Below are 20,455 nucleotides of genomic sequence, written 5' to 3'. Positions count from 1 at the left end.
TTCTGATCGCCAACTGGGTGGAGACTATCGTCTCATTGAACGATCAAGCACGTTGCGCTTAGTCAAGAATCCATTACAAAGAGCCCCCGGTTCGACCCCTGCCTGTTTACACAGAATTCACAACTGATCACGCATTGACGCCAATTGGTGACCCTGTTGCTCTTGACTGAGTAAGAACAGGCTGGATTGGATCAGTTCCAGAGCTTGCTTCTCATCAATCCCCAAGGTCCGGAACGGGAATCGTGACTTCCAACGCCCCACGCAGCAGGTCCATCAGGAGCTACCCCGCGGCGGCCGTCGCGCTTGCCGCGACCACGGCCCTGCTGGCGGGATGTGGCTCCTCAGACGGCAACAAGTCCTCCGATCCGCTCCAGGACGGGGGGTCCGACGGCAAGACCGTCGTCGTCGGCTCGAACAACTTCCCCGAGAGCATCCTGCTCGCCGACATCTACGGCGAGGCCCTCAAGGCCAAGGGTGTCAAGGTCACCTACAAGCCGAACATCGGCAGCCGCGAGACGACGTACGGGCTGCTGAAGAACGGCTCCGTCACCGTGCTGCCGGAGTACAACGGCGCGCTGCTGGCCTACCTCGACCCCAAGGCCGCGCCGAAGACGGTCGAGGCGACCACCGCCGCGATCGAGGCCAAGCTGGACTCCAAGCTGACGCTCCTCGACCCCGCCGCCGCGCAGGACAAGGACTCGGTCACGGTCAACAAGGCCACCGCCGACAAGTACAAGCTGACCTCCGAGTCCAGCATCGCGGACCTCAAGGGCATCGCGAAGGGCCTGACCATCGGCGCCTCGCCGGAGTTCCAGACCCGGCAGCAGGGCCTGGTCGGTCTGAAGTCCGTGTACGGCCTGGAGTTCGAGGGCTTCAAGGCGCTCGACGCGGGCGGCCCGCTCACCCTGGCGGCGCTGAAGAAGAACACCGTGCAGGTCGCGGACATCTTCACCACGGACCCGAACATCACCAAGGAGAAGTTCGTGGTCCTCCAGGACCCGAAGAACCTCTTCGGCTTCGAGAACGTGCAGCCGCTCGTCTACAAGAGCGGTCTGTCCTCGAAGGGTGTCGCCGCGCTCAACGCGGTCTCGGCCAAGCTGGACACCAAGTCCCTGCTCGAACTGGACACCCAGGTCCAGCTCGAGAACAAGGACCCGCTGGACGTCGCCAAGGCCTGGCTGAAGTCGGCCGGCCTGGGCTGACCCCGGACGGACCCGACGCGGGCGTCCCCCACCGCGGGGGCGCCCGCGTCGTCTGCCCGGCCCCGCTCAGTAGCCGACGTAGAAGGTCGCGTCCTGCTTCTCGGTGGTGGTCGAGACCGGGTCGATGCGCAGGACGTAGTCGTAGTGGCGGATGTACCGGGTCGGGTTGTTGTACGAGCGGAAGGACGCCCAGGAGGAGTCGGCCAGCCCGGCGGTCCTGTAGAACGTGGCGTCCGCGGCGAAGGTCGACGTGCCGTCGTTCACGTCGAGCCGGAGCGCGTAGTCGTAGTGCCGCAGATAACGGGTCGGGTAGTTGACCGACTGGAACGAGACGCCCGAGGAGTCCGCGAGCCCCGGCACCAGCTTCCACTGGGAGTCGGTGTACGGGTCGAAGGCATACGGGTCGATCCGGCCGACGTAGTCGGCGTGGCGGACGTAACGGGCCGGGTAGTTGTAGGACTTCAGCCGGTTCCAGGCGGGCGTGCCCCACTTGGCGAGCAGATTGGCGTACTCGGTCGAGGTGATCGGCTGGATTCCGCAGTGCTTGGAGTTGAGCGGCTGGGTGTAGGTCTTCTGGTCCAGGGCCGTCCAGGTGCCGGCGGCCAGATTGCTGGTCTGCCAGGCGTAGAAGACGCCGTTCGGCGACCAGGTGTCGCCCCAGAGGTACCAAGTGGCGCTGGACGTAAGGGACTTGACCAGGGTCGGGGCCTCGGTGCCGCCGTGCGAGACGGCGGTGCTGAACGCGGTGAAGCTGCCCGGGTCGAGTGAACTGGAGCGGGCGCCGACCAGGGTCGAGTTCTTCTTGAAGTAGAGGTAGTTGACGCCGTTCACGCCGATCGCCAGGTCGCCGTCGATGACGTCGTAGCCGGGGTCGAAGAAGACCTGTGGGCTGCCCGCGGTCACGAAGTCACTGGTGTAGTTCACCATGATCACGTTGTGGCCGCTGGAGTTCACGGCCGAGTAGATCACGCCGTACGTGCCCCGGCTCGCGTCCCAGTAGGCCTCGGGTGCCCAGCTGTGGGTGTTCATGTCGTGCAGCTTCATCCGCCGGTAGCCGGTGAAGGTGCGCAGGTCGGTGGAGTCCCAGACGTGGATGTACTGGCTGACGTAGGTCCAGTCGGTGCCCTTGAGGTCGGTGGCGAGGACGACGAACGTGCCGTCCTGCTTGCGCAGGATGAACGGGTCGCGCAGGCCCAGGGAGCCCTCGGTGGGGGTGGCGACGGGGTTGTTCTGGTTCAGCGGGGTCCACTGCAGGCCGTCGGGGCTGACGGCCAGGTGCAGGCCGTAGTTGGCGGCCAGCATGTCCGGCGACTCCGTGAAGTAGCACATGACATGGGCCGAGTCGGTGGCGGCCCGCGCGGTTCCCGCGCCCAGGGCCAGTGCACCGGTGGCGGCGAGCGGGACGGTCGCCGCCATGCCGAGGAAGGAGCGGCGGGAGGGGTGGGGGTGGTGCGCGGGGTGCGGCGTCGCGTTCATTCGTGCTCCATGGGGGCGTGCGGGGGCGCTCGACACTGCTGGTCGATATCTCGAACCGAGTTCGGTAAATCGATCAGAAGTTAAGGATGTGGCCCGCGTGCGTCAATGAAGCGGTCGCGCTTGGCTGGTTCTCGCCGTTCACTTCTCCGTCGGCCGTGTGCCGCCTGTGTGGACCGCCGTCGCGATCAACTGGTCGATCAGGGCGATGAGTACGTCCCGGGACGACTCCCGCTCGCGTGCGTCGCACAGCAGGACCTGGACGTGGTCCGGGAGGGCGAGCGCCTCGCGGATCTCCTCGGGCGGGTACGGGTGGTCGCCGTAGAAGCCGTTGACGCCCACCACGAACGGGATGCCCCGGCGCTCGAAGAAGTCGATGGCGGCGAAGCTGGTCTCCGGGCGGCGGACGTCGATCAGGACGACCGCGCCCAGGGCACCCAGGGCCAGGTCGTTCCACATGAACCAGAAGCGCTGCTGGCCGGGCGTGCCGAAGAGGTACAGGACGAGGTCGCTGCCGATGCTGATGCGGCCGAAGTCCAGGGCCACGGTGGTGGCCCGCTTCTCCTCGATGCCGTCCAGGTCGTCCACGCCGAGGCCGGCGGCGGTCAGCGGTTCCTCGGTGCGCAGCGGGGCGATCTCGCTGACCGAACCGACCATGGTGGTCTTGCCGACGCCGAAGCCACCGGCGATCAGTATCTTCACCGTGTCGGGCGCCGCCCGGGTGACGAGGTCAGAGCCGGCCAAGGCCGTCCCTCACTTTCTGCAGCAGGTCCAGGTCTTCCGGTTTGCAGGAGACGGGGTGCGGGGGACGGGCGGTGATACGGCCGCTCTCCAGCAGATCGCAGAGCATGATCACGACCACGCTCACCGGCAGATCGAGCAGGGCGGCGAGTTCCGCGACGGCGATCGGCTCGGCGCAGCGGCGCAGGATGCGCTGGTGCTCGGGCTGCGGTCGGGTGGCCCAGGTCGGCGGCGGGTCCACCGCGGTCACCGTCGTGATGAGCGTGAAGTCGGCACGGCTGGGCCGGGTCCGTCCTCCGGTGAGCGCGAACAGCCGTACCAGACGACCGTCCGTGTCGCCTCCGCTCACCTCACGCGCCGGACTCGGCGGTCGGGCCGAGACCCGCCCTCGGTGCCGCGCTCAGATGCTCGCCGATCTTCTTCACCAGCATGTTCATCTGGTACGCCACCACGCCGACGTCCGCGCCCTGACTGGTGAGGACGACGAGATGGGCGCCCGGGCCGGCCGAGGTCAGGATCAGATAGCTGTGCGCCATCTCGATCAGCGCCTGCCGCACCGGGCCGCCGCGGAAGTCCATGCTGACGCCCTTGCTCAGGCTCATCAGACCGGACGCGGTCGCCGCGAGGCGTTCGGCGTCGTCGCGCAGGAACCCGGTGGACTTGCTGACGACCAGCCCGTCCTCGGAGAGCACCACGGCGTGGTTCACCTCGGCGACCCGCTCCACGAGTCCGGTCAGCAACTGGTCGAGCTGGGTGTGGGTGGCTGGGATGGGGCGTGTCATGGCGGTGTCCTTCGTCAGCGGTCGGCGGGCGGAGTCGAGGGGACGTCGGTTCCTTCGGCAGGGAGGTGCGCACCCGGTTCCCGAGTGCCGGGCGCTTCCTCCTGGCCCTGGTCGTACTGCGTCTCTGTGTCGTCGTCACGCGCCTGGAGCGTGCCGCGCTGGAAACCGGCGAGCGAGGACGCGGCCCGCTCGGCGGTGAACTCCTCGGCGTGACCGTTGTGTTCGCCGCCGGCGGGCTCCTCGCGCAGCTCGGCGGCCAGGCTGGTCTGGGGGACACGGCGCGGCAGCGGGGCGAGGCTGTCGCGCCGCACGGCGGGCACGGCTGCGGCGAGGGCGGTGCGCGCCGGGGCCACGGGGCGGTGCTCCCGTACGGGCTGAGCGGGCTCCTCCGCGGCGGCGGGCTCCTTGGCGGCGGGAGTGTCCTCGGCGGGGGCCGGCACCGGCTCCCGTACGACGATCTCGTGCGGGAGCAGCACGATCGCCGTCGTTCCGCCGTACGGCGAGGGGCGCAGCGTGACCGCGATGCCGTGCCGGGTGGCGAGGCGGGCGATCACGAACATGCCGAGCCGCAGGTCGTCGGCCAGGGCCACCACGTCGAACTGCGGCTGAACCGCCAACTGCGCGTTGAAGGAGGCGTAGTCCTCCTCCGACAGACCGAGGCCGCGGTCCTCCACCTCCACGGCCAGACCCTTGGCCACCATCGCGGCCCGCACGTCGACCGGCGCCGGAGAGGGCGAGTACGCGGTCGCGTTGTCGATCAGCTCGGCCAGCAGATGGATCACGTCGGCCACCGCGGGCGGCGCGATGCACACGTCCTCGTCGGTGTGCACCTCGACGCGCTGGTACTCGGCGACCTCGCCGACGGCGCTGCGCAGGATGTCGATCAGCGCCACCGGCTCCCGCCAGCTGCGCCGCGGCTGCTCGCCGCTGATGATGACCAGGTTCTCCTCGTAGCGGCGCAGCTGGCTCGCCGTGGAGTCCAGTTCGTACAGACCCTTGAGGACGTCCGGGTCGGAGTGGCTGCGCTCCAGCGCGTCCAGCTTGGTGAGCTGGAGATTGACCAGGTTCTGGCTCTGCCGGGCGATGCCGAGGATGACCTTCTGGAAGCCGCGCCGGGTGTCGGCGAGTTCGATCGCGGTGTGCACCGCCGTGCGCTGTGCCTTGTTGAACGCCCGCGCCACCTGGCCGAGTTCGTCCCGGCCGTAGTCCAGCGGCGGGGTCGCCAGGTCCGCGTCGACCTTCTCGCCCCGGTCGAGGCGGGCCACGACGTCCGGCAGCCGTTCCTCGGCCAGGCTCAGGGTGGCCTCCCTGAGGCCGCGCAGCCGCCGGGACAGGGACCGGGTGATCCGCCAGGACATGCCCACGCACAGCAGCAGCGCGATCAGACCGCCCGCGCTCAGCGAGGCGGCGGTGAGCAGCAGGCTGTGCGCCTTGTCCCCACTGCGATCGAGCAGCCCGGACGTCTGGACCCGGATCATCTGCCCGTACTCGTCACCGACCTTGGCGAAGGAGAGTGCCCACTGCTTGCGGGCGTCGGGCAGGGTCACCTTCCCGTCCGGACCCGGCCGGGCCGCGAGCACCTTGTCCTCGATCTCCTGGACGGTCCGCCACTCGGGGCTCTGCAGGATCCGCTCGGTCTGGGTCTTGGCGCTGCCCTCCAGCGAGGGGACGATCTGGTCCTCGACCAGCCAGCGCCGGGTGTCGACCAGCTGCGTGAACGTGGCCCACGACTTGTCGCTCAGCCGCCCCGACGGCCAGGCCAGCGTGAGCTGCGCGTCCTCCTGCGCGACCAGCTCCGCCGCGTGCTCCAGGGCGACCAGCGGTCCGGCCTGCGAGGTGAGGTCGCCGTCGTCGACCTGGGAGAGCTCCTGGAAGGCGTGGATCTGGTCGTCGATGATCGAGCTGTACTGGTCCAGCGCCTGCGCCGCGGTGATGTCGGTGGGATCGTCCACCTGACCCCGGTAGTACTCCAGGCTGCCCACCGAGCCGAGCACCGAGTACATCCGGTCCGAGATGCGCGCGGGCGCCTTCTTGATCGCGTCGGACTGGCCGACCAGCTTCGCGACCGCCCGGTCGGTCTCCTTGCGCTGGGCGACCAGCAGGGCGCGGGAGCCGCGCGGGTCACCGGCCAGCCAGGCCGCCGACAGGCTGCGCTCCCGCTGCAGCGCGAGCGTCGCTTCCGTGCCCATGGCCCCGGTCGACCGGCTCAGTTCGGTCTGCCCCCGTAGCCGCAGCCCCTCGTTGAACATCTGCGTCGTCGTCAGGGCCCACATCGCGGCGAGGGTGACGCCGGGCACCAGGGCCAGCAGGATCAGGGAGAGACGTATGGAGCCGAGACGGCGCCGGGCACCTGTCCGTGGAGACATCGTCGTCCTAGGCGGTCAGCGGAGGGGAGAGAGGGGGAAACACGGGGGTGGCCGTGAGCGGGGAGAGAAGGGGTGCACAGGATGCTATCCGTACAAGTGACCGCACGTGCCACAGGTCTCCGAATCTTTCGCGACATTGATGTACGAAGTGTCGCTGGCGTCCGGCTCAGCGTGTGCCGCGCGCCGCGTACCTGGCGACGGAGGCCACGTTCGTCTTGGTCACGAAGGCCGGGCCGGTGAGCACGGGGGACACCCCGCCGCCGCTGATGTTGCCGTTGGTCCGGTACAGCCACAGCGCGTCCACCGCGAGATAGCCCTGCAGATACGGCTGCTGATCCACCGCGAACTGCACGTCACCGCTCTCCACGGCCTTCACCAGGTCCTGGTTGAGATCGAAGGTCGCGACATGGGCCTTGCTGCCCGTCTGCCGCACCGACTTCACCGCGGTGAGCGCGAACTGGGCGCCGTTGGTGACTACTTCATCGATCGTCGGGTCCTGCCGCAGCTTCGCGGTGATCGCGGCGGCGGTCGCGTTCGCGTCGGCGCCCTCGACGTAGAGCATCTCGGTCCTGCCGTCGAAGGTCTTCTTCACGCCGGCACAGCGGGCCTCCAGGGCGACGTTGCCGCGCTCGTGGATCACGCACAGGGCGTGCTTGACCCCGAGGTCGTCGAGTTTGTCGCCCACGGCCCGCCCGGCGAGGCTCTCGTCCTGCCCGAAGAACTCCAGGACCCCCTCGGACTGCCAGGAGTCGATGCCGGAGTTGAGGCCGACCACGGGTGTGTCCGCCGCCTTGGCCGCCGCTATCGGGCCCTTCATCGCCTGCGGCTTGGCGAGCGTCACCGCGATGCCGTCGACCTTCTGGCGGATCGCGTCCCGCACCAGTTCGGCCTGCCCCGCCGCGTCGGAGTCATTGGCGTAGGTCAGGTCGATGTTGTCCTTCGCCGCCGCGTCCTCGGCGCCCTTCTTCACCAGGTCCCAGAAGGTGTCGCCCGGCGAGGCGTGCGTGACCAGGGCGACCTTGAGACGGGGGGTGCCCGCCCTGCCGACGCCGTCCTTGGCGGAGCCGGAGGTGGCGCCGGCCGCGGAGCAGCCGGCCGCGAACAGGCACACGGCCGCGGCAAGGGCGGCGACGCGCGCGGATCTGTGGGATGCGGGCGGTGGGGGCGGAGTGTTCATGAGGGTGCGGCACCTCGCTGAGCGGCCGAGCAAGCGGAACGGCGAGAGGAGTCACCGAAGGGTGTCCGGCACGCCGTACACCGTCCGGATGACTCTCGCTGGCCGGAGCCAATCGTGTGTGACCGCCGGTAGTCAAGTGATCAGCAACATTGAGTGAGTTGTTGCTGCCGCATCGTGATGATGCGTTCCGGCCGGCAGGGGGCGTCCACGGCCCGCGGACAGCGGGAGGGCTCGTCACGGCTTGCGGGCCACCGCCCCGTACATGGCGATGTCCTCGTCGCGGACCGGTTCGCCGTCCGTCCCGTCCGGATGCCACTTGTGGACCTGGACGATGCCCGGCGGGACGAGTTCGAGGCCCTCGAAGAACTCCTCGGCCTCCGCGAGGGTGCGCAGCCGCATCGGCATGCCCCGGGCCGCGTACTCGCGGGCGACCCGGCCGACCTCGTCCGGTGCGAACTCGGCCGTACCGATGGACATCGCCACATGGCTGCCCGAGGGGAGCGGTTCGAGGAGGCGGCGGACGATGCCGACGGCGTCGTGCTCGTCGAGGAGGAAGTGGACGACGGCGACGACGGTCAGCGCGACCGGCTCGTCCAGGTCCAGGGTGTCGCGGAAGGCGGCACTGCCGAGGATGGCCTGCGGATCGCGCATGTCCGCCTCGACGTACGAGGTCCTGCCCTCCGGCGTGCTGTTCAGCAGGCCCTGCGAGAGGGCGAGGACGAGCGGGTCGTTGTCGACGTACACGACCCGGGAGGCGGGGGCCGCCGACTGGGCGATCTCATGGATGTTGGGCGAGGTCGGAATGCCGGTGCCGATGTCGAGGAACTGCCGCACGCCTGCCTCCACGGCCAGCCACCGCACGGCGCGGTTCATCCAGTCGCGGTTGGCCCGCATATGGACCGGCAGGGCGGGCCACTCCCGGCACATGGCGTCGCCCGCCTCCTGGTCCGCGGGGTAGTGGTCCTTTCCGCCCAGGATGTAGTCGTAGATCCGCGCGGCGTGCGCGGTCGTTCCCGCGGCGGAGCCGCTGTCGGATGCAGTGGTGCGGCCGAGCGGCCGGGCGCTGTCCTCGGGCACGGCGGCCCCTCCCGTAACGTCGTCGATCTCCACGGAACCTCGACAACCAACCTCGTCAACTCGCGGGCCACGCAAACCACTTGGGCCGCAGCGGTCACGGGACCAACAGGTAGGTGCTGACGGCCGGGACGGGCGAGAGGGGCGGGGCCGGGAGTGTGGGAAATCGACACCGCGGACCGCCTCGACGGAAGAAATCTTCACTCCGGAACCTGTGGCTGGAGGTCCTTCTCTCCCCGCCTCCACGCTGAGCCGTGGCCGGTCGGACGCCCTGCTCGACGAGGCACCGGCCGAGGTCCTACGACGGTGGAGAGGAACCCCCGATGACTGCTGAACGCGTGCTGACGCCGACTCCCGCCGCGTACCGGTGGCGGTGGCCGGCGCTTGCCGCACTGCTGCTCGGTGAGGCGATGAACCTGCTGGACGCGACGATCGTGCAGGTCGCCGCGCCGGCCATCCACGCCGATCTGGGCGGCTCGGTCTCCGACATCCAGTGGTTCACGACCGCCTACACCCTGCCCTTCGCGGTGCTGCTGATCACCGGTGGCCGGCTGGGCGACATCGCCGGCCGCAAACGGCTGTTCGTGCTCGGGGTCACGGGCTTCATGCTGGCGTCCGTCGCGTGCGCCATGGCGCCCTCGGTGGGGCTGCTGATCGCGTTCCGGGTGCTGCAGGGAGGGGCGGCGGCCGTGATCATTCCCCAGACCATCGGGCTGATCAAGGCCATGTTCACGGGGCCCGAGGTGGCCAAGGCTCTCGGCAGCATCGGCCCCGTGATGGGTCTGGCGGCGGTGTGCGGACCGGTGCTCGGCGGTGTGCTCACCCACGCCGACCTCTTCGGCTCCTCGTGGCGCGCGGCGTTCCTGGTGAATGTCCCGCTCTCGCTGGTCGTGCTCGCGCTCTCGCCCAGGCTGCCGGAGAACCGCGCGCCGCAGCGGCCCACCCTCGACCTGACGGGCACTCTGCTGGCCATGGCGGGGATCGGGCTCGTCGTCCACCCGCTGATCGGCACGGACCTGGCCGCGATGTCGGGGTGGAGCTGGGGGCTCGTGGCGGCCGGGCTGTGCCTGATGACACTGTTCGCCGTGCACCAGCGCAGGGCGGCCGTGGCCGGGCGCACCCCGCTGGTGGAACCCAGCCTCTTCGCGCACCGCGGGTTCCCGGCCGCCCTAGTGACGTCGACGTGCTTCTTCGCCGTCACCAACGGTCTGCTGACGGTCGTCGTGCTCCAGCTCCAACTGGGCGCGGGCGTCGGGGTGTTGAAGGCGGGGCTGACGCTGGCGCCGTGGTCGGTGGGGCTGGCCGTCGCGTCCTGGATCGCGGGGGCGCGTCTGGTCGGGCGGTACGGGCGGCGTGTGATGTCGCTCGGTCTGGGGGTGCTGTTGTCGGGGGCCCTGTCGGCGATCGCGGTGTACAGGACGGCGGACGCGGGCTCCTACCCCACGCCGCTGCTGTTCGCGCTGGGGGTCGTCGGGCTCGGCGTGGGCCTGTTCACCCCCGCCTTCTTCACCATCGCCCTGAAGCCGCTGCGCCCGCAGGAGATCGGCTCGGCCGCGGGCCTGCTCAATGCGGTGCAGCAGTTGGGGGCGACGCTCGGGGTTGCGGTGCTGGGCAGTGCGTATCTGGGCGGTACGGGCCCCGGCGACGCGACGACGGGGCTGCGGGCGGTGCAGTGGGCGGTCTGGGCGGCGATCGGGTTGGGCACGGTGAGCTTCGGGACGAGCCGAATGATGGTCGACACGAGCGCGCCTGCGGATGCCGGGGCGGGGCGCTGACAGCCCCTCGGCCCGGGTGGCGGGGCTCCGCCCCACGCCCTGGGTGCGGGGGGCTCCGCCCCCTGTACGCCGTGACGGGCCTCCGCCCCGGACCCCGTTGCACAAACGCCGAGGTGCCGGGTCTGCCGGCCGGGTGCCTCGGCTTTTCAGTCCGTCCGGCGTTTGAGGGCGAGGCAGGCCCCTTCAGGGCCGGACGGGGGGCTGGGGGCGGAGCACCCAGGGGCGGGGGTTCGGCAGGGGAGTGAGGATCGGGCTTGCTGCCTTGAGGTTCTGGAGGACCGGGCTGGTTTCCAGGGTGTGGATCGCGTCCAGGGAGCCGAGGCGGTGGACCAGATAGCGGTGCAGGTCGGCGGGGTCGCGGCAGAGCGCCTGCGCGACCAGGTTGGTGGGGCCCGTGGTGGCCGCGACGAAGGCCAGTTCGTCGTGGCCCGCCAGCGTTGTCGCCACGCGGTCCAGATGGGCCGGCCGCACCGCCATCCACAGCAGCGCCCGTGTGTTGACACCGAAGCGGCCGGCATCGACCTCGACGTCGAAGAAGACCGTGCCGCCCGCCCGCAGATCCGCGAGCCGCCGCGCCACGGTCACCGGCGACCAGCCGGTCGCCTGCGCCAGCTCGGCGTGCGTGGCCCGCCCGTCCTTCTGCAGGGCGAGCAGCAACTCGGCGTCTTCGTCGGCGAGTTGGCGCGGCACCGGCACATAGGACGTGTCGGGCGCCTCATGCTCGCGCAGGGCGCGCTGTTGCCGCTCGTCCAGCGCGCTCGCGCTCCGGCGCCAGTTCGTCGGCCCGCCCAGATAGGTGTGCAGCAGACAGTGTGCGGACACCGCGGTGATGGCGCCGGTGCGTGGAATGTCGTGCAGGAGCAGCGAGTTGCCCGCCGCCTCCGAGTCCGTCGGGGCGTGGATGACCGTCACGATCTCCGTACCGCCGGAGGCGAGCTTCACCCATGACGTGTCCTGACGTCGTACCAGCGCATACGCCAGATCCCGCGCGGAACTCGCCGCCACGGTGAGCCGGACCAGCCACTGCGTCTGCCCCGCCCGGTGCGGGTCCGACAACCCCACCACCCGCAGCGAGGCCTCCGCACGCAGCCGCCGGTACCGCCGCGCGACCGTCTGCGCGGAGACGCCGAGCACGGCGGCGATCCGGCTGAACGGCGCGCGGCCGTCGATGTGCAGCGCATGGATCAGAGCACGGTCCAGGTCGTCCAGCATGCACACATTCTTCAGTCACGTTCCGCAGCCACAGCGACGGCCATGTCCATTCCCACCGTCACGGCGTGGCTACAGCTGCACGGCCTCGTGCACGGTTCGTGCGGCTTCCGCAGCCCGCGCTTCCTTCCTCCGCTTCCGCCGGCTCACCCGCGGTTCCTGATCCGGCAGCCAGCCGAAGGTGAGGCAACTTCCGACGGCACCGAGGAGCAGACCGATGAAGAAGCCGCCCAGGTTCGAGGTGAGCCACGTGCCCAGGGAGGCCAGGACGCCGATGAGCGAGTAGAACAGGCGCTGCGTGGGGTTGAAGAGGGTCAGCAGCCCGCACAACAGCATCACGGTGGGTAGGAGGTAGCCGGCCAGGTTCTGCGTGGCGGCGTGCATCATGACCTTCAGCGAGGCCTTCTCGGTGCCCAGTATCTCCGCCCCGCCCAGGGCGAGCAGCAGCCCGCCCCAGAACGGACGGCGGGCCCGCCACTCACGAAAAGCGGGCCGCGCGTCTTGCCTCGGACTGTCCGACATCAGCAACCCGAGTCGCTGAAGCTGAGTTTCAGGCCCGGCAGCTTGAAAACCCCGGCAGTCGTCGCGTAGTTGGTCTGCCGCAGGTTGTCGATGTGCACCGTGTCGGCCTGCTGGCTGAAGACGCCCGCCGGTCCCTTGACACCGGCCTTGTTGAGCGTGCTCGCGTCGTTGCCGATCTCGATGTTCTTGAAGGCGGCGTCGCCGGTCAGCTGGGTCGAGTCCGTGGTGAGGTCGGTCGCCTGCACCTTCGACGAGCCGCTGCCCGCCTTGATCAGCAGGTTGGTGCCGCCCAGGTCGACGCTCTGGCACAGGCTGTCCAGCGTTGCGCTCTTGATGGCGGAGGTGACGATCAGCACCTGCCCGCCGGTGTCGCCCGCGTTGGGGCTGTTGTCGATCATGCTGTCGAGCCCACCGAACTGCTCGAAGCCGGTGCCGTCGAGCGACTTGGCGGTCACCGTGAAGGGCATTCCGGAGATCGAGAACGAGACCCCCAGTGCCCCCTCGGCCGTCATGATCGCGAGGCCGGCCGCGACCGCGACGGCCGGGACCGCCATCACCGCGGCGCGGCGCAGCCGGACCCGCCCGCGTCTCGCGGGGTCGGGTGAGGAACCGCTTTCTGGGTTCCCTGTGGTGAGTTCGGCGGACGAGGCCATTTCTGCTCCCATGTGCATAGTCAGTGCGGGTTGGGCATCATCGGCGCGTTGTCCTGGCGCGGACAGCGGCTGCGGACGCACGTCTCCTCCCGAACTCCCGGCGGGTGGAAGGGCTTTCTCGTACTCCGCAGTAGCCAGCGAGGAAGTTACCCGTGGTTACTTTCAAGGGTCAAGGGAGTTGTGAAAAAAGGGTGTTGGTTGTGCCCCACCTGTGGCTCGGCGCGTTTCGCCTGTTCCGCCAAACCCTTGAACGATCGTCAACTACCCTGCCCCGCCTTGACGTTGACTGAGCCTCAGGTCTACAACTGCCCCTGGCTTCCCCCGGATCCGTGGCGCCGGATCCAGCCACGCGGCACCGTCCGCGTCTCCCGGACCCCTCCTGTCCGCACGGGCCCTTCACGGCCCGAGATCCCCCCGACGGCCCGGTAAGGGCACTTCCCCCCTGCTCCGCTCCGGGCCGTCGCTTCCGCCCGGTCCGGCCGCCGGCCCACCCCCAGGGTCTGCGGCCGGTCACCGGCCGGACGCCGTTGCCGGTCCGTGACGTACGGAGAAGGCGTCACGGTCCGGCATCGGCGGACGTCGACCGGCGTCCCCCCACCTTCCTCGCGCCACCTCGGAAGCCCCCCGACCCCCAACCCCCAAACCCCGCACAAGAAAGAGGTACGTCCGCATGCGCACTCGCACCCTCCTCACCCTCGTCGGCACCGTCGCCGCGCTCTCGATCCCCGCGGCCGTCCCGGCCTCGGCGGCCGACACCCCGGTCCTCACCACCGGCTCGGCCGACGGCACCGCCGTCGCGGTCGGCGACGTCCTCTCCGCACCGCTGGCCAGTGGCACCAAGGCCACGCTCTACTCCAGCGCGACCGGCACCAGCGGCGTGAGCTGCGCGTCCTCGACGTTCACCGCCACGGTCACGGACAACCCCGCCGCGCCGGGCACGGCCACCGAGTCCGTCGGCGCGCAGACCTTCGACAGCAGCAGCTGCACCAGCAACGTCCTCGGCGTCACGGGCGTCACCAGCATCACGGTCGACAACCTGCCGTACACCACCACCGTGGCCTCCGACGGCACGCTCACCGTGACCCCGGCGAGCGGCTCCACCATCCAGACCACGGTCAAGCTGAAGACTCTGCTGGGCTCCATCACCTGCGTCTACCAGGCTCCGAGCCTGACCGGCACGACGAGCAACAGCGACGCCAGCATCAACTTCACCAACCAGCAGTTCACCAAGGTGTCCGGTTCGTCGCTCTGCTTCAGCAGCGGCTACTTCACCGCCAAGTACGCCCCGGTGACCGACAACGGCGCCACCGTCTACGTCAACTGACGCCCGGCCAGGCGTAGTTCAGCGCCGACGCAGACGCAGCGCCAGGGCGGCGCCGCCGGTGAGCACCAGCACCGCAGCGGCGCCGCCCGCCAGCATGGGCGCCGACGGTCCCGAGCCCGCGGTGGAGGTCGAGGCCACCGGCGTGCTGTCGGGTTCGGTCGACCCCTTCTGTGGGGTCGCCGCCGCCGCTGCCGTACGGGAAGGAGTCGTACGAGGTCCGGGCGTGGCCGTGGGGCTGCTGCTCGCGCTCTTGCGGCCACCGCCCGCGGACGCGGACGCCGATGCCGGCGTACCGCCGCTCCTGCCGCTCCCGGCCGTCCCGAACTGGACGTCGGAGCAGGAGTAGTACGTGTCCGACGTGCTGCTGTTCTGCCAGATGGTGTAGAGCACGTGATGCCCGGTCCGGTCGGACGGCAGCTTCGCGGTGATGCGGTACGCGCCGTTCGTCAGGGCCGGGTCCTTGACCGAGGCGAACGGCCGGTTGGGCAGCTCGGCCCAGGTCAGCGGCTTCTTCGGATCGTAGCCGGGCTTGGTGAGGTAGAGCTTGAACGTCCCGGTGTGCGGGATCGTCGAGGCGTATTTCATCGTCAGGGTCGCGCCCGGCTTCAGGGTCGTCGACGGCCAGTCGGAGCGGGCGAGGTCGAGGCCCTTGTAGGCGGGCAGCCCGCCGCTGCACAGCTTCCCGTCGGGGATGAGCTGCCGGTCCCTGCCGCCCACGTCCGCGACCCTCAGGTTGTCCCAGAAAGTGAAGGGGGCGCCGTTCGCGGCGACCGCCGCCTTGCACGCCGCCGACTGCGCGTCGCTGCCGCCGTCGGGTGAGCAGGCGTAGGCCCTGCTGACCGGATCCGTGGGCGCGCCGTGCGCCTGCGCGGTGCCCGCCGCCCACAGGGGCAGCAGGAGCGGGGTCACGAGGGCGGCCGCCAGGGCGGTGCGGTGTGCGGTCATCCGGGGCATCCGGAACGTCTCCTCGGCCAGGCGCGGAACGATGTGCTCCCGTGAAGTACGGGAAACCGGCCCGGCGCGTTCAGCGCCCGACGCCCGGGCGCGGTTCCGGAGCGAACGGCTGCTTGAACCTTGACCGTTCACCTGCGTCGTACGCCCCTCGCGGCCACCCGGATCACATTGAAAACCAACCGGTCGCCTCGTACTCTGGCGATCGCCGGCACGGGCACCTCACCGTCTGGTCTGTGATCCGTTTCCGGGGGGACGAGGGAGGGACATGCCCCGAACGACCATGCCCCGACCGGCCTTGACGGCCACCGTGCCTCGTCAGCTCGTCCACCGCGCCGCCGTGGCGGAAACGTTTCTCACCGACTGGGAGCGCTCCGGTCCCGACCGGTTCACGCTGTTCGCGCAGTGGCCGCGAGCCCATCAATTACACGTGTCGCCGGACCGGTCGGCGTACGAACCGCTGCTCGTCGCGGAGACCGTGCGCCAGTGCGGAGCGCTCCTCGCGCACGCCGAGTACGACGTCCCCTTCGACCACTGCTTCGTGCTGCGGGAGCTGCACCTCACCACGCGTCCCGAGCACCTCGCCGTCGCCGCCGCGCCCGCCGAACCCGCCCTGGACGTCACCGTGTACGACGTCCGCCACCGCGCAGGCCGCCCCACCGCGCTCCGCTACGACACCGTCGTACGCCTCGGCGGCGAGCGCGTCGCCACCGCGCACATCGCCGTCAGCTGGACCAGTGAGTCCGTCTACCGCCGGCTGCGGGGCGGCCGCACTCCGGCCACCGTCACCGCGCTGCCGCTCCCGCCCGCGCTGCCCGCCGCCGCCGTGGACCGTGCCCTGCGCGCGGACGTCGTACTGGCCCCGCCCGACCGGCCCGGTCGCTGGCAACTGCGAGTAGATACCGCGCATCCCGTTTTCTTCGACCATCCGCTCGATCACGTCCCCGGCATGCTGCTCCTGGAGGCGGCCCGGCAGGCGGCCCGTGTCCGGGCCGTCGGTCCGGCGGGGGGCGGGTCCTTCCACGCGACCTTCCATCAGTATGCTGAGCTGGACAGACCCACCTGGATCGAGGTGACCGACGAGACCGTGACAGGTCTGGAGGTCCGCGGATTCCAGGGCGGGTCGACGGTGTTCGAGTGCACCGTCGGCGCCGCCGCACGGTGAGATATCGTTCACTGGGAGTGAGAAAAACAAACAGCACGGCCCGTTTCCAGCCCCAGGAGTGTTCAGTCGATGGCGAGGCAGTTACGCGCCGAGCAGACCCGCGCGACGATCATCACGGCCGCAGCAGACCTGTTCGACCGCCGCGGCTACGAATCGACCAGCCTGAGCGACATCGTGGAACACGCCCAAGTCACCAAGGGCGCCCTCTACTTCCACTTCGCGGCCAAGGAGGACCTCGCCCACGCCATCATGGAGCTCCAGTCCAAGGCCTCCCACGAGGTGACGAAGGACCTCGACGGCAAGGGTTACTCCTCGCTCGAAACCCTGATGCGCATCACCTTCGGCATAGCCCGTCTCTCCGTCGAGGGCCCGATCCCCCGGGCCGGGCTCCGGCTCGCCACCGGCGAGGTGGCTGTGCGGCCGCCGCTGCGGCACCCCTTCAACGAGTGGCGGGACATCGCCACTCGCAAACTCCTCGGCGCCGTCAAGGAGTCCGACGTCCACCCGGACATCGACGTCGACGCCGTCGCCCACTCCCTCGTCAGCTTCTTCGTCGGCACCCGCGTGGTGGGGCGCTCCCTCGAACCCGTCGCCCACCAGCCCCGCAGACTGGCCGAGATGTGGCACCTGACGATCCGCGGTCTGGTCCCGGTGACCCGCCGCGCCCGCTATGTGAGCCTCGCCGCCCGGCTGGAGCGCGAGATCAGAACCGTCTGACGGAGGATCCGAGAACCCGCCCGGGGGCGGACCTATCGTGGGGCGCATGCCCGACACCTCGTCGCCCCACCCTCCGTCCGCGCCCGTGATCCTCGGCAACGAGCCGGGATCGTTCCCCCACAGCGTGCTCGCCGAGCGGCACCCCGCGATCATCCGGCAGGTACGGGAGGCCTTCCCCTACGGCCCCGCACAGCACCGCGCTCTCGACGCGCTCCTCGCGAGCTGCACCAAGGGCGTCGTGGAACCGCTTCCCGCCGACGCGCACGACCGGGCCCGCTGGGAGGCGTGGGGCATGGCCGAGTACGCCGGCCGTTCCTGGTACGACATCCCCTGGCTCTGGTCGGAGAGCTACTTCTACCGCCAACTCCTCGACGCCGTGGGCTACTTCGGCGCCGGTCCCTGGCAGGGCATCGACCCGTTCCGCCCCTTCAAGCTGGCCGAGCTCGACTCCCCGGAGACGGACGAGGAACTGGCCGCCCTCGACGCCCTGTCCGCGGACGACCAGGACCGTGCCCTGCTGCACGGCTCCCTCTGGGGCAACCGCGCCGACCTCGGTTTCCGCCTCTCCGCCACCGCCGCCGGCGCCCCGGACACCGCCCCGGGCCTGGTCGCCGACGACAGCGAGACCCTCTGGTCGCTGCTCCCACAGGCCGGCGCGGGCACGCTCTGCCTCATCGCGGACAACGCGGGCCGCGAACTCGTCCCCGACCTGCTGCTCATCGCCCACCTCCTCGAACGCGGGCGCATCGGGCGCGCCGTCCTGCACATCAAGCCGTACCCGTACTACGTCTCCGACGCGACGACGGCCGATGTGCTCGACGCGCTCAGGAGGCTGACCGGGGCGCGGGGCGCAGCCGCCGAGTACGGCCGCATCCTGTGGTCGGCGATGGCCGACGGCCGCCTCGGTCTGCGCGCCCACCCCTTCTCCGCCGGACCGCTGCCGTACGCCGACATGCCGGGCGACCTCCGCGCGGAGCTCGCCACGGCCGCGCTGACCGTCGTGAAGGGCGACCTCAACTACCGTCGTCTCGTGGGCGATCGGCTGTGGGAACCGACGACTTCCTTCGCGGACGTCACAGCCCACTTCCCCGGCCCGGTCGCCGCCCTGCGCACCCTGAAGTCCGACGTGATCACCGGCCTGGCCCCCGACACCGAGGCCGCGCTCGTGGCGGCCGAGGGGCAGCGGTGGCGGACCGGCGGCACCCACGCGCTGATCCAGGTGCGGACCTGAGGACCTGCCCTTGAACCTCAGGCCACCAGCACCGGCAGCGACTTGATTCCGTTGATGAAGTTGGACGTCAGCCGCGTGGCCGGCCCCGCCGTGCGCAGGACCGGCAGGGCGCGCAGCGCCTCCCCGTACAGCACCCGCAGCTGCAACCGGGCGAAGTGTGCGCCCAGGCAGACATGCGGACCGTCCCCGAAGGAGACGTGCGGGTTCGGCGTACGGGACAGGTCGAGGAGCTCCGGCGCGACGAAGACCCTTTCGTCGTGGTTCGCGGAGGCATGGAAGACGACCACCTTGTCGCCCGCACGGATGCGCCGCCCCGCCAGCTCGGTGTCGCGGGCGGCGGTGCGGCGGAAGGTGAGGACCGGTGGGTGCCGGCGAAGCAACTCCTCGACGGCGAGGGGCAGTTCGACCCTTCCGGTGCGCAGCAGCTCGTACGCCTCGGGGTGCTCGGCCAGGGTCAGCAGCCCGCCGGGGGCGGCGCCGCGGACGGTGTCATTGCCCGCGACGGTGAGCAGGAAGAAGAACATCTCCAGTTCGGCGTCGGCGAGTTCGGGGTCCTGGGCGAGCGTCGTCAGCACGTCGTCGGCGGGGTGGCGGCGCTTGTGCGCGGCGAGCTGCTGGGCGTAGGCGAACATGTCCCGGAGCATCGCGGGGGAGCGGGGGTTGACCGGTTCGCCCGCCGCGTCGAGCACGGGGGTGCCGGCCTCGTCCGGGTCCTGGTAGCCGATGACCCGCCGCGTCCAGTGCAGCAGCAGGCCGCGGTCGCCGTCCGGGACGCCGAGCAGGTCGGCGAGGTTGAGCAGGGCGTAGTCGTCGGTCACGGCGGTGACGAGGTCGACGGTGCCGTTCGCCGCCCGGGCCGTTTCGAGGGCCTGCGCGAACAGCCGGCGCGCCCGCTCCCGCGCGACGGACCTGAAGCGGTCGATGCGCCCGGGGGTGAAGGCGCGGCTGACCAGTCGCCTCAGCCGCCCGTGCTCCGGCGGATCCTGATTGAGCATCATGCGCCGGATGAAGGGGAGGTCTGCGGGGTCGGGGTCGCGGATCTGGGTGGCGCCGAGGTGTGAGGAGTAGGACGCCGAGTCCTTGAGGACGCGTACCACGTCCGCGTGCCGGGTCACCGCCCAGAAGCCGGGCCCGGCAGGCCAGCCCAGCACCTCGGGCTCGTCCTGCCAGGCCACGGGGTGGTGGTCGCGGAGTGCGCGGTAGGCGGCGTGGGGAACCCCGGCTGCGTACTGCCGTGGATCGAAGACGTCCGGGACCGGTGGGGTCTCATGCATGCGATCACGGTGGCGTTTTCCTCGGGGCTTCGGCAAGGTCTTCGTATTTCTCCAAAGAGTGGCCGGTTGGCCCGTCTCTATATGGTGATCATGGCAATTGCACCGCGTGACGCTCCGCCTCGACTCCCTCGGCCAGACTTACGGCGACCAGCGCGTCCTGCACGACATCACCCTCACCGTGCCCGAAGGCCAGCTCCTGTGCGTCGTGGGCCCCTCCGGATGCGGCAAGTCCACGCTCCTGCGCACCGTCGCGGGACTCCAGCCCGCGCACGAGGGCACCGTCACCGTCGACGGAACCCCGGTCACCGGCGTACCAGACCGACTGGCCGTCGTCTTCCAGGACTACGGCCGCTCCCTCTTCGCCACCCCTGGCAGCTCTCCGGCGGCATGCAGCAACGCGTCGCCATCGCCCGCGCCCTGGTCTGCCGCCCCTCCCTGCTGCTCATGGACGAACCCTTCGGCTCCCTGGACGCCCAGACCCGCGAGGACCTCGACGACCTTCTGCTGGAGGTCCACCGCACCGAGGGCACGACGATCGTGTTCGTCACCCACGACATCGACGAGAGCGTCTACGTCGGCGACCGCGTCGTCGTCCTCTCCCCGGCCCCCGCCTCCCACATCGTCCTCGACCTGCCCGTCGAACTCCCCGGAAAACGCGACCAGATCGTCACCCGGGGGCTGCCCGAGTTCGTGGCGCTGCGCGCGGAGGTGGGGCGGGCGGTGCGGGGATCCTAGGACCGCCGCCCTGTTCCCGGTTCGCCCCCGATTCACGCGATGGTGTGATCATGTCCCGGCCGGCGGATGGTGCCGGAGAGGCAC

Annotated in this window: 18 protein-coding genes and 1 pseudogene; 7 read left to right on the top strand and 12 right to left on the bottom strand. The window is 70.3% G+C overall.

Annotation, left to right across the window (positions count from 1 at the left end; genetic code table 11):
* The first annotated feature begins 242 nt into the window (after positions 1-242).
* Positions 243-1,202 carry an ABC transporter substrate-binding protein gene (locus tag ABT254_RS12540; protein ID WP_351467568.1) on the top strand — a complete coding sequence of 320 codons (960 nt, stop codon included), beginning with the start codon at positions 243-245 and terminating at the stop codon, positions 1,200-1,202.
* Positions 1,203-1,268: 66 nt separating this feature from the next.
* On the opposite strand, the gene ABT254_RS12535 is transcribed toward ABT254_RS12540, so the two are convergent.
* The 7 genes from ABT254_RS12535 to ABT254_RS12505 form a co-directional block, all read right to left on the bottom strand.
* Positions 1,269-2,678 carry a glycoside hydrolase family 43 protein gene (locus tag ABT254_RS12535; RefSeq protein ID WP_351467566.1) on the bottom strand — a complete coding sequence of 470 codons (1,410 nt, stop codon included), beginning with the start codon at positions 2,676-2,678 and terminating at the stop codon, positions 1,269-1,271.
* Positions 2,679-2,816: 138 nt separating this feature from the next.
* Entirely contained in the window at positions 2,817-3,419 is a 603-nt protein-coding gene (locus ABT254_RS12530) for a GTP-binding protein (protein ID WP_351467564.1), read from the bottom strand.
* A complete protein-coding gene (locus ABT254_RS12525) occupies positions 3,406-3,765 on the bottom strand; it encodes a DUF742 domain-containing protein (protein WP_351467562.1) in 360 nt (119 codons plus the stop codon). Before ABT254_RS12525 ends, ABT254_RS12530 begins: the two co-directional genes overlap by 14 nt.
* 1 nt (position 3,766) lies before the next feature.
* Positions 3,767-4,198, bottom strand: coding sequence for a roadblock/LC7 domain-containing protein (locus ABT254_RS12520; RefSeq protein ID WP_030940055.1), 432 nt, complete (start codon positions 4,196-4,198; stop codon positions 3,767-3,769).
* Between the two features lie 14 nt (positions 4,199-4,212).
* A complete protein-coding gene (locus ABT254_RS12515) occupies positions 4,213-6,564 on the bottom strand; it encodes a sensor histidine kinase (RefSeq protein ID WP_351467559.1) in 2,352 nt (783 codons plus the stop codon).
* A 166-nt stretch (positions 6,565-6,730) separates the two neighbouring features.
* Positions 6,731-7,741 carry a substrate-binding domain-containing protein gene (locus ABT254_RS12510; RefSeq protein ID WP_351467556.1) on the bottom strand — a complete coding sequence of 337 codons (1,011 nt, stop codon included), beginning with the start codon at positions 7,739-7,741 and terminating at the stop codon, positions 6,731-6,733.
* Positions 7,742-7,975: 234 nt separating this feature from the next.
* On the bottom strand, positions 7,976-8,818 hold the full coding sequence (locus tag ABT254_RS12505) for an SAM-dependent methyltransferase (protein WP_351467554.1): 843 nt from the start codon (positions 8,816-8,818) through the stop codon (positions 7,976-7,978).
* 320 nt (positions 8,819-9,138) lie between these two features.
* Here ABT254_RS12505 and ABT254_RS12500 point away from each other — a divergent pair, with 320 nt between their 5' ends.
* Positions 9,139-10,590 (top strand): MFS transporter, encoded by a 1,452-nt coding sequence (locus ABT254_RS12500; protein WP_351467551.1) that lies wholly within the window; start codon positions 9,139-9,141, stop codon positions 10,588-10,590.
* A gap of 183 nt (positions 10,591-10,773) precedes the next feature.
* Here the strand turns inward: ABT254_RS12500 and ABT254_RS12495 are convergent, their stop codons facing one another.
* From ABT254_RS12495 to ABT254_RS12485, 3 genes are all read right to left on the bottom strand, one after another.
* Positions 10,774-11,802: an Lrp/AsnC family transcriptional regulator gene (locus ABT254_RS12495; protein WP_351467549.1), complete on the bottom strand. Its 1,029-nt coding sequence runs from the start codon at positions 11,800-11,802 to the stop codon at positions 10,774-10,776.
* A gap of 69 nt (positions 11,803-11,871) precedes the next feature.
* The gene (locus tag ABT254_RS12490) at positions 11,872-12,321 is read right to left on the bottom strand and encodes a DUF6114 domain-containing protein (protein ID WP_351467548.1); all 450 of its coding nucleotides are present in this window, start codon (positions 12,319-12,321) and stop codon (positions 11,872-11,874) included.
* Positions 12,321-12,974 (bottom strand): DUF6230 family protein, encoded by a 654-nt coding sequence (locus tag ABT254_RS12485; protein WP_351467546.1) that lies wholly within the window; start codon positions 12,972-12,974, stop codon positions 12,321-12,323. Before ABT254_RS12485 ends, ABT254_RS12490 begins: the two co-directional genes overlap by 1 nt.
* A gap of 670 nt (positions 12,975-13,644) precedes the next feature.
* Here ABT254_RS12485 and ABT254_RS12480 point away from each other — a divergent pair.
* On the top strand, positions 13,645-14,298 hold the full coding sequence (locus tag ABT254_RS12480) for a Tat pathway signal sequence domain protein (RefSeq protein ID WP_351467544.1): 654 nt from the start codon (positions 13,645-13,647) through the stop codon (positions 14,296-14,298).
* Positions 14,299-14,316: 18 nt separating this feature from the next.
* Here ABT254_RS12480 and ABT254_RS12475 read toward each other — a convergent pair whose 3' ends face one another.
* Positions 14,317-15,252, bottom strand: coding sequence for a lytic polysaccharide monooxygenase auxiliary activity family 9 protein (locus tag ABT254_RS12475; protein ID WP_351467542.1), 936 nt, complete (start codon positions 15,250-15,252; stop codon positions 14,317-14,319).
* Between the two features lie 265 nt (positions 15,253-15,517).
* On the opposite strand from ABT254_RS12475, the gene ABT254_RS12470 reads away from it, so the two are divergent.
* The 3 genes from ABT254_RS12470 to ABT254_RS12460 all read left to right on the top strand — a co-directional run bounded on the left by ABT254_RS12470 (position 15,518) and on the right by ABT254_RS12460 (position 18,362).
* On the top strand, positions 15,518-16,414 hold the full coding sequence (locus ABT254_RS12470) for a ScbA/BarX family gamma-butyrolactone biosynthesis protein (protein ID WP_351467539.1): 897 nt from the start codon (positions 15,518-15,520) through the stop codon (positions 16,412-16,414).
* 69 nt (positions 16,415-16,483) lie between these two features.
* Positions 16,484-17,131 carry a ScbR family autoregulator-binding transcription factor gene (locus ABT254_RS12465; RefSeq protein WP_351467536.1) on the top strand — a complete coding sequence of 216 codons (648 nt, stop codon included), beginning with the start codon at positions 16,484-16,486 and terminating at the stop codon, positions 17,129-17,131.
* A 46-nt stretch (positions 17,132-17,177) separates the two neighbouring features.
* A complete protein-coding gene (locus ABT254_RS12460; protein ID WP_351467533.1) occupies positions 17,178-18,362 on the top strand; it encodes a damage-control phosphatase ARMT1 family protein in 1,185 nt (394 codons plus the stop codon).
* A 17-nt stretch (positions 18,363-18,379) separates the two neighbouring features.
* On the opposite strand, the gene ABT254_RS12455 is transcribed toward ABT254_RS12460, so the two are convergent.
* The gene (locus ABT254_RS12455) at positions 18,380-19,636 is read right to left on the bottom strand and encodes a cytochrome P450 (RefSeq protein WP_351467531.1); all 1,257 of its coding nucleotides are present in this window, start codon (positions 19,634-19,636) and stop codon (positions 18,380-18,382) included.
* A 106-nt stretch (positions 19,637-19,742) separates the two neighbouring features.
* Between ABT254_RS12455 and ABT254_RS12450 the strand changes: the two are divergent.
* A pseudogene (locus ABT254_RS12450) lies at positions 19,743-20,371 on the top strand (ABC transporter ATP-binding protein).
* The last annotated feature ends 84 nt before the right edge of the window (positions 20,372-20,455 follow it).

It is taken from the genome of Streptomyces sp. NPDC001137 (assembly GCF_040298885.1).
Taxonomy (GTDB): domain Bacteria; phylum Actinomycetota; class Actinomycetes; order Streptomycetales; family Streptomycetaceae; genus Streptomyces.
The sequence above is the reverse complement of the archived record's forward strand: the minus strand, read 5'-3'. Positions and strand labels throughout refer to the sequence as shown.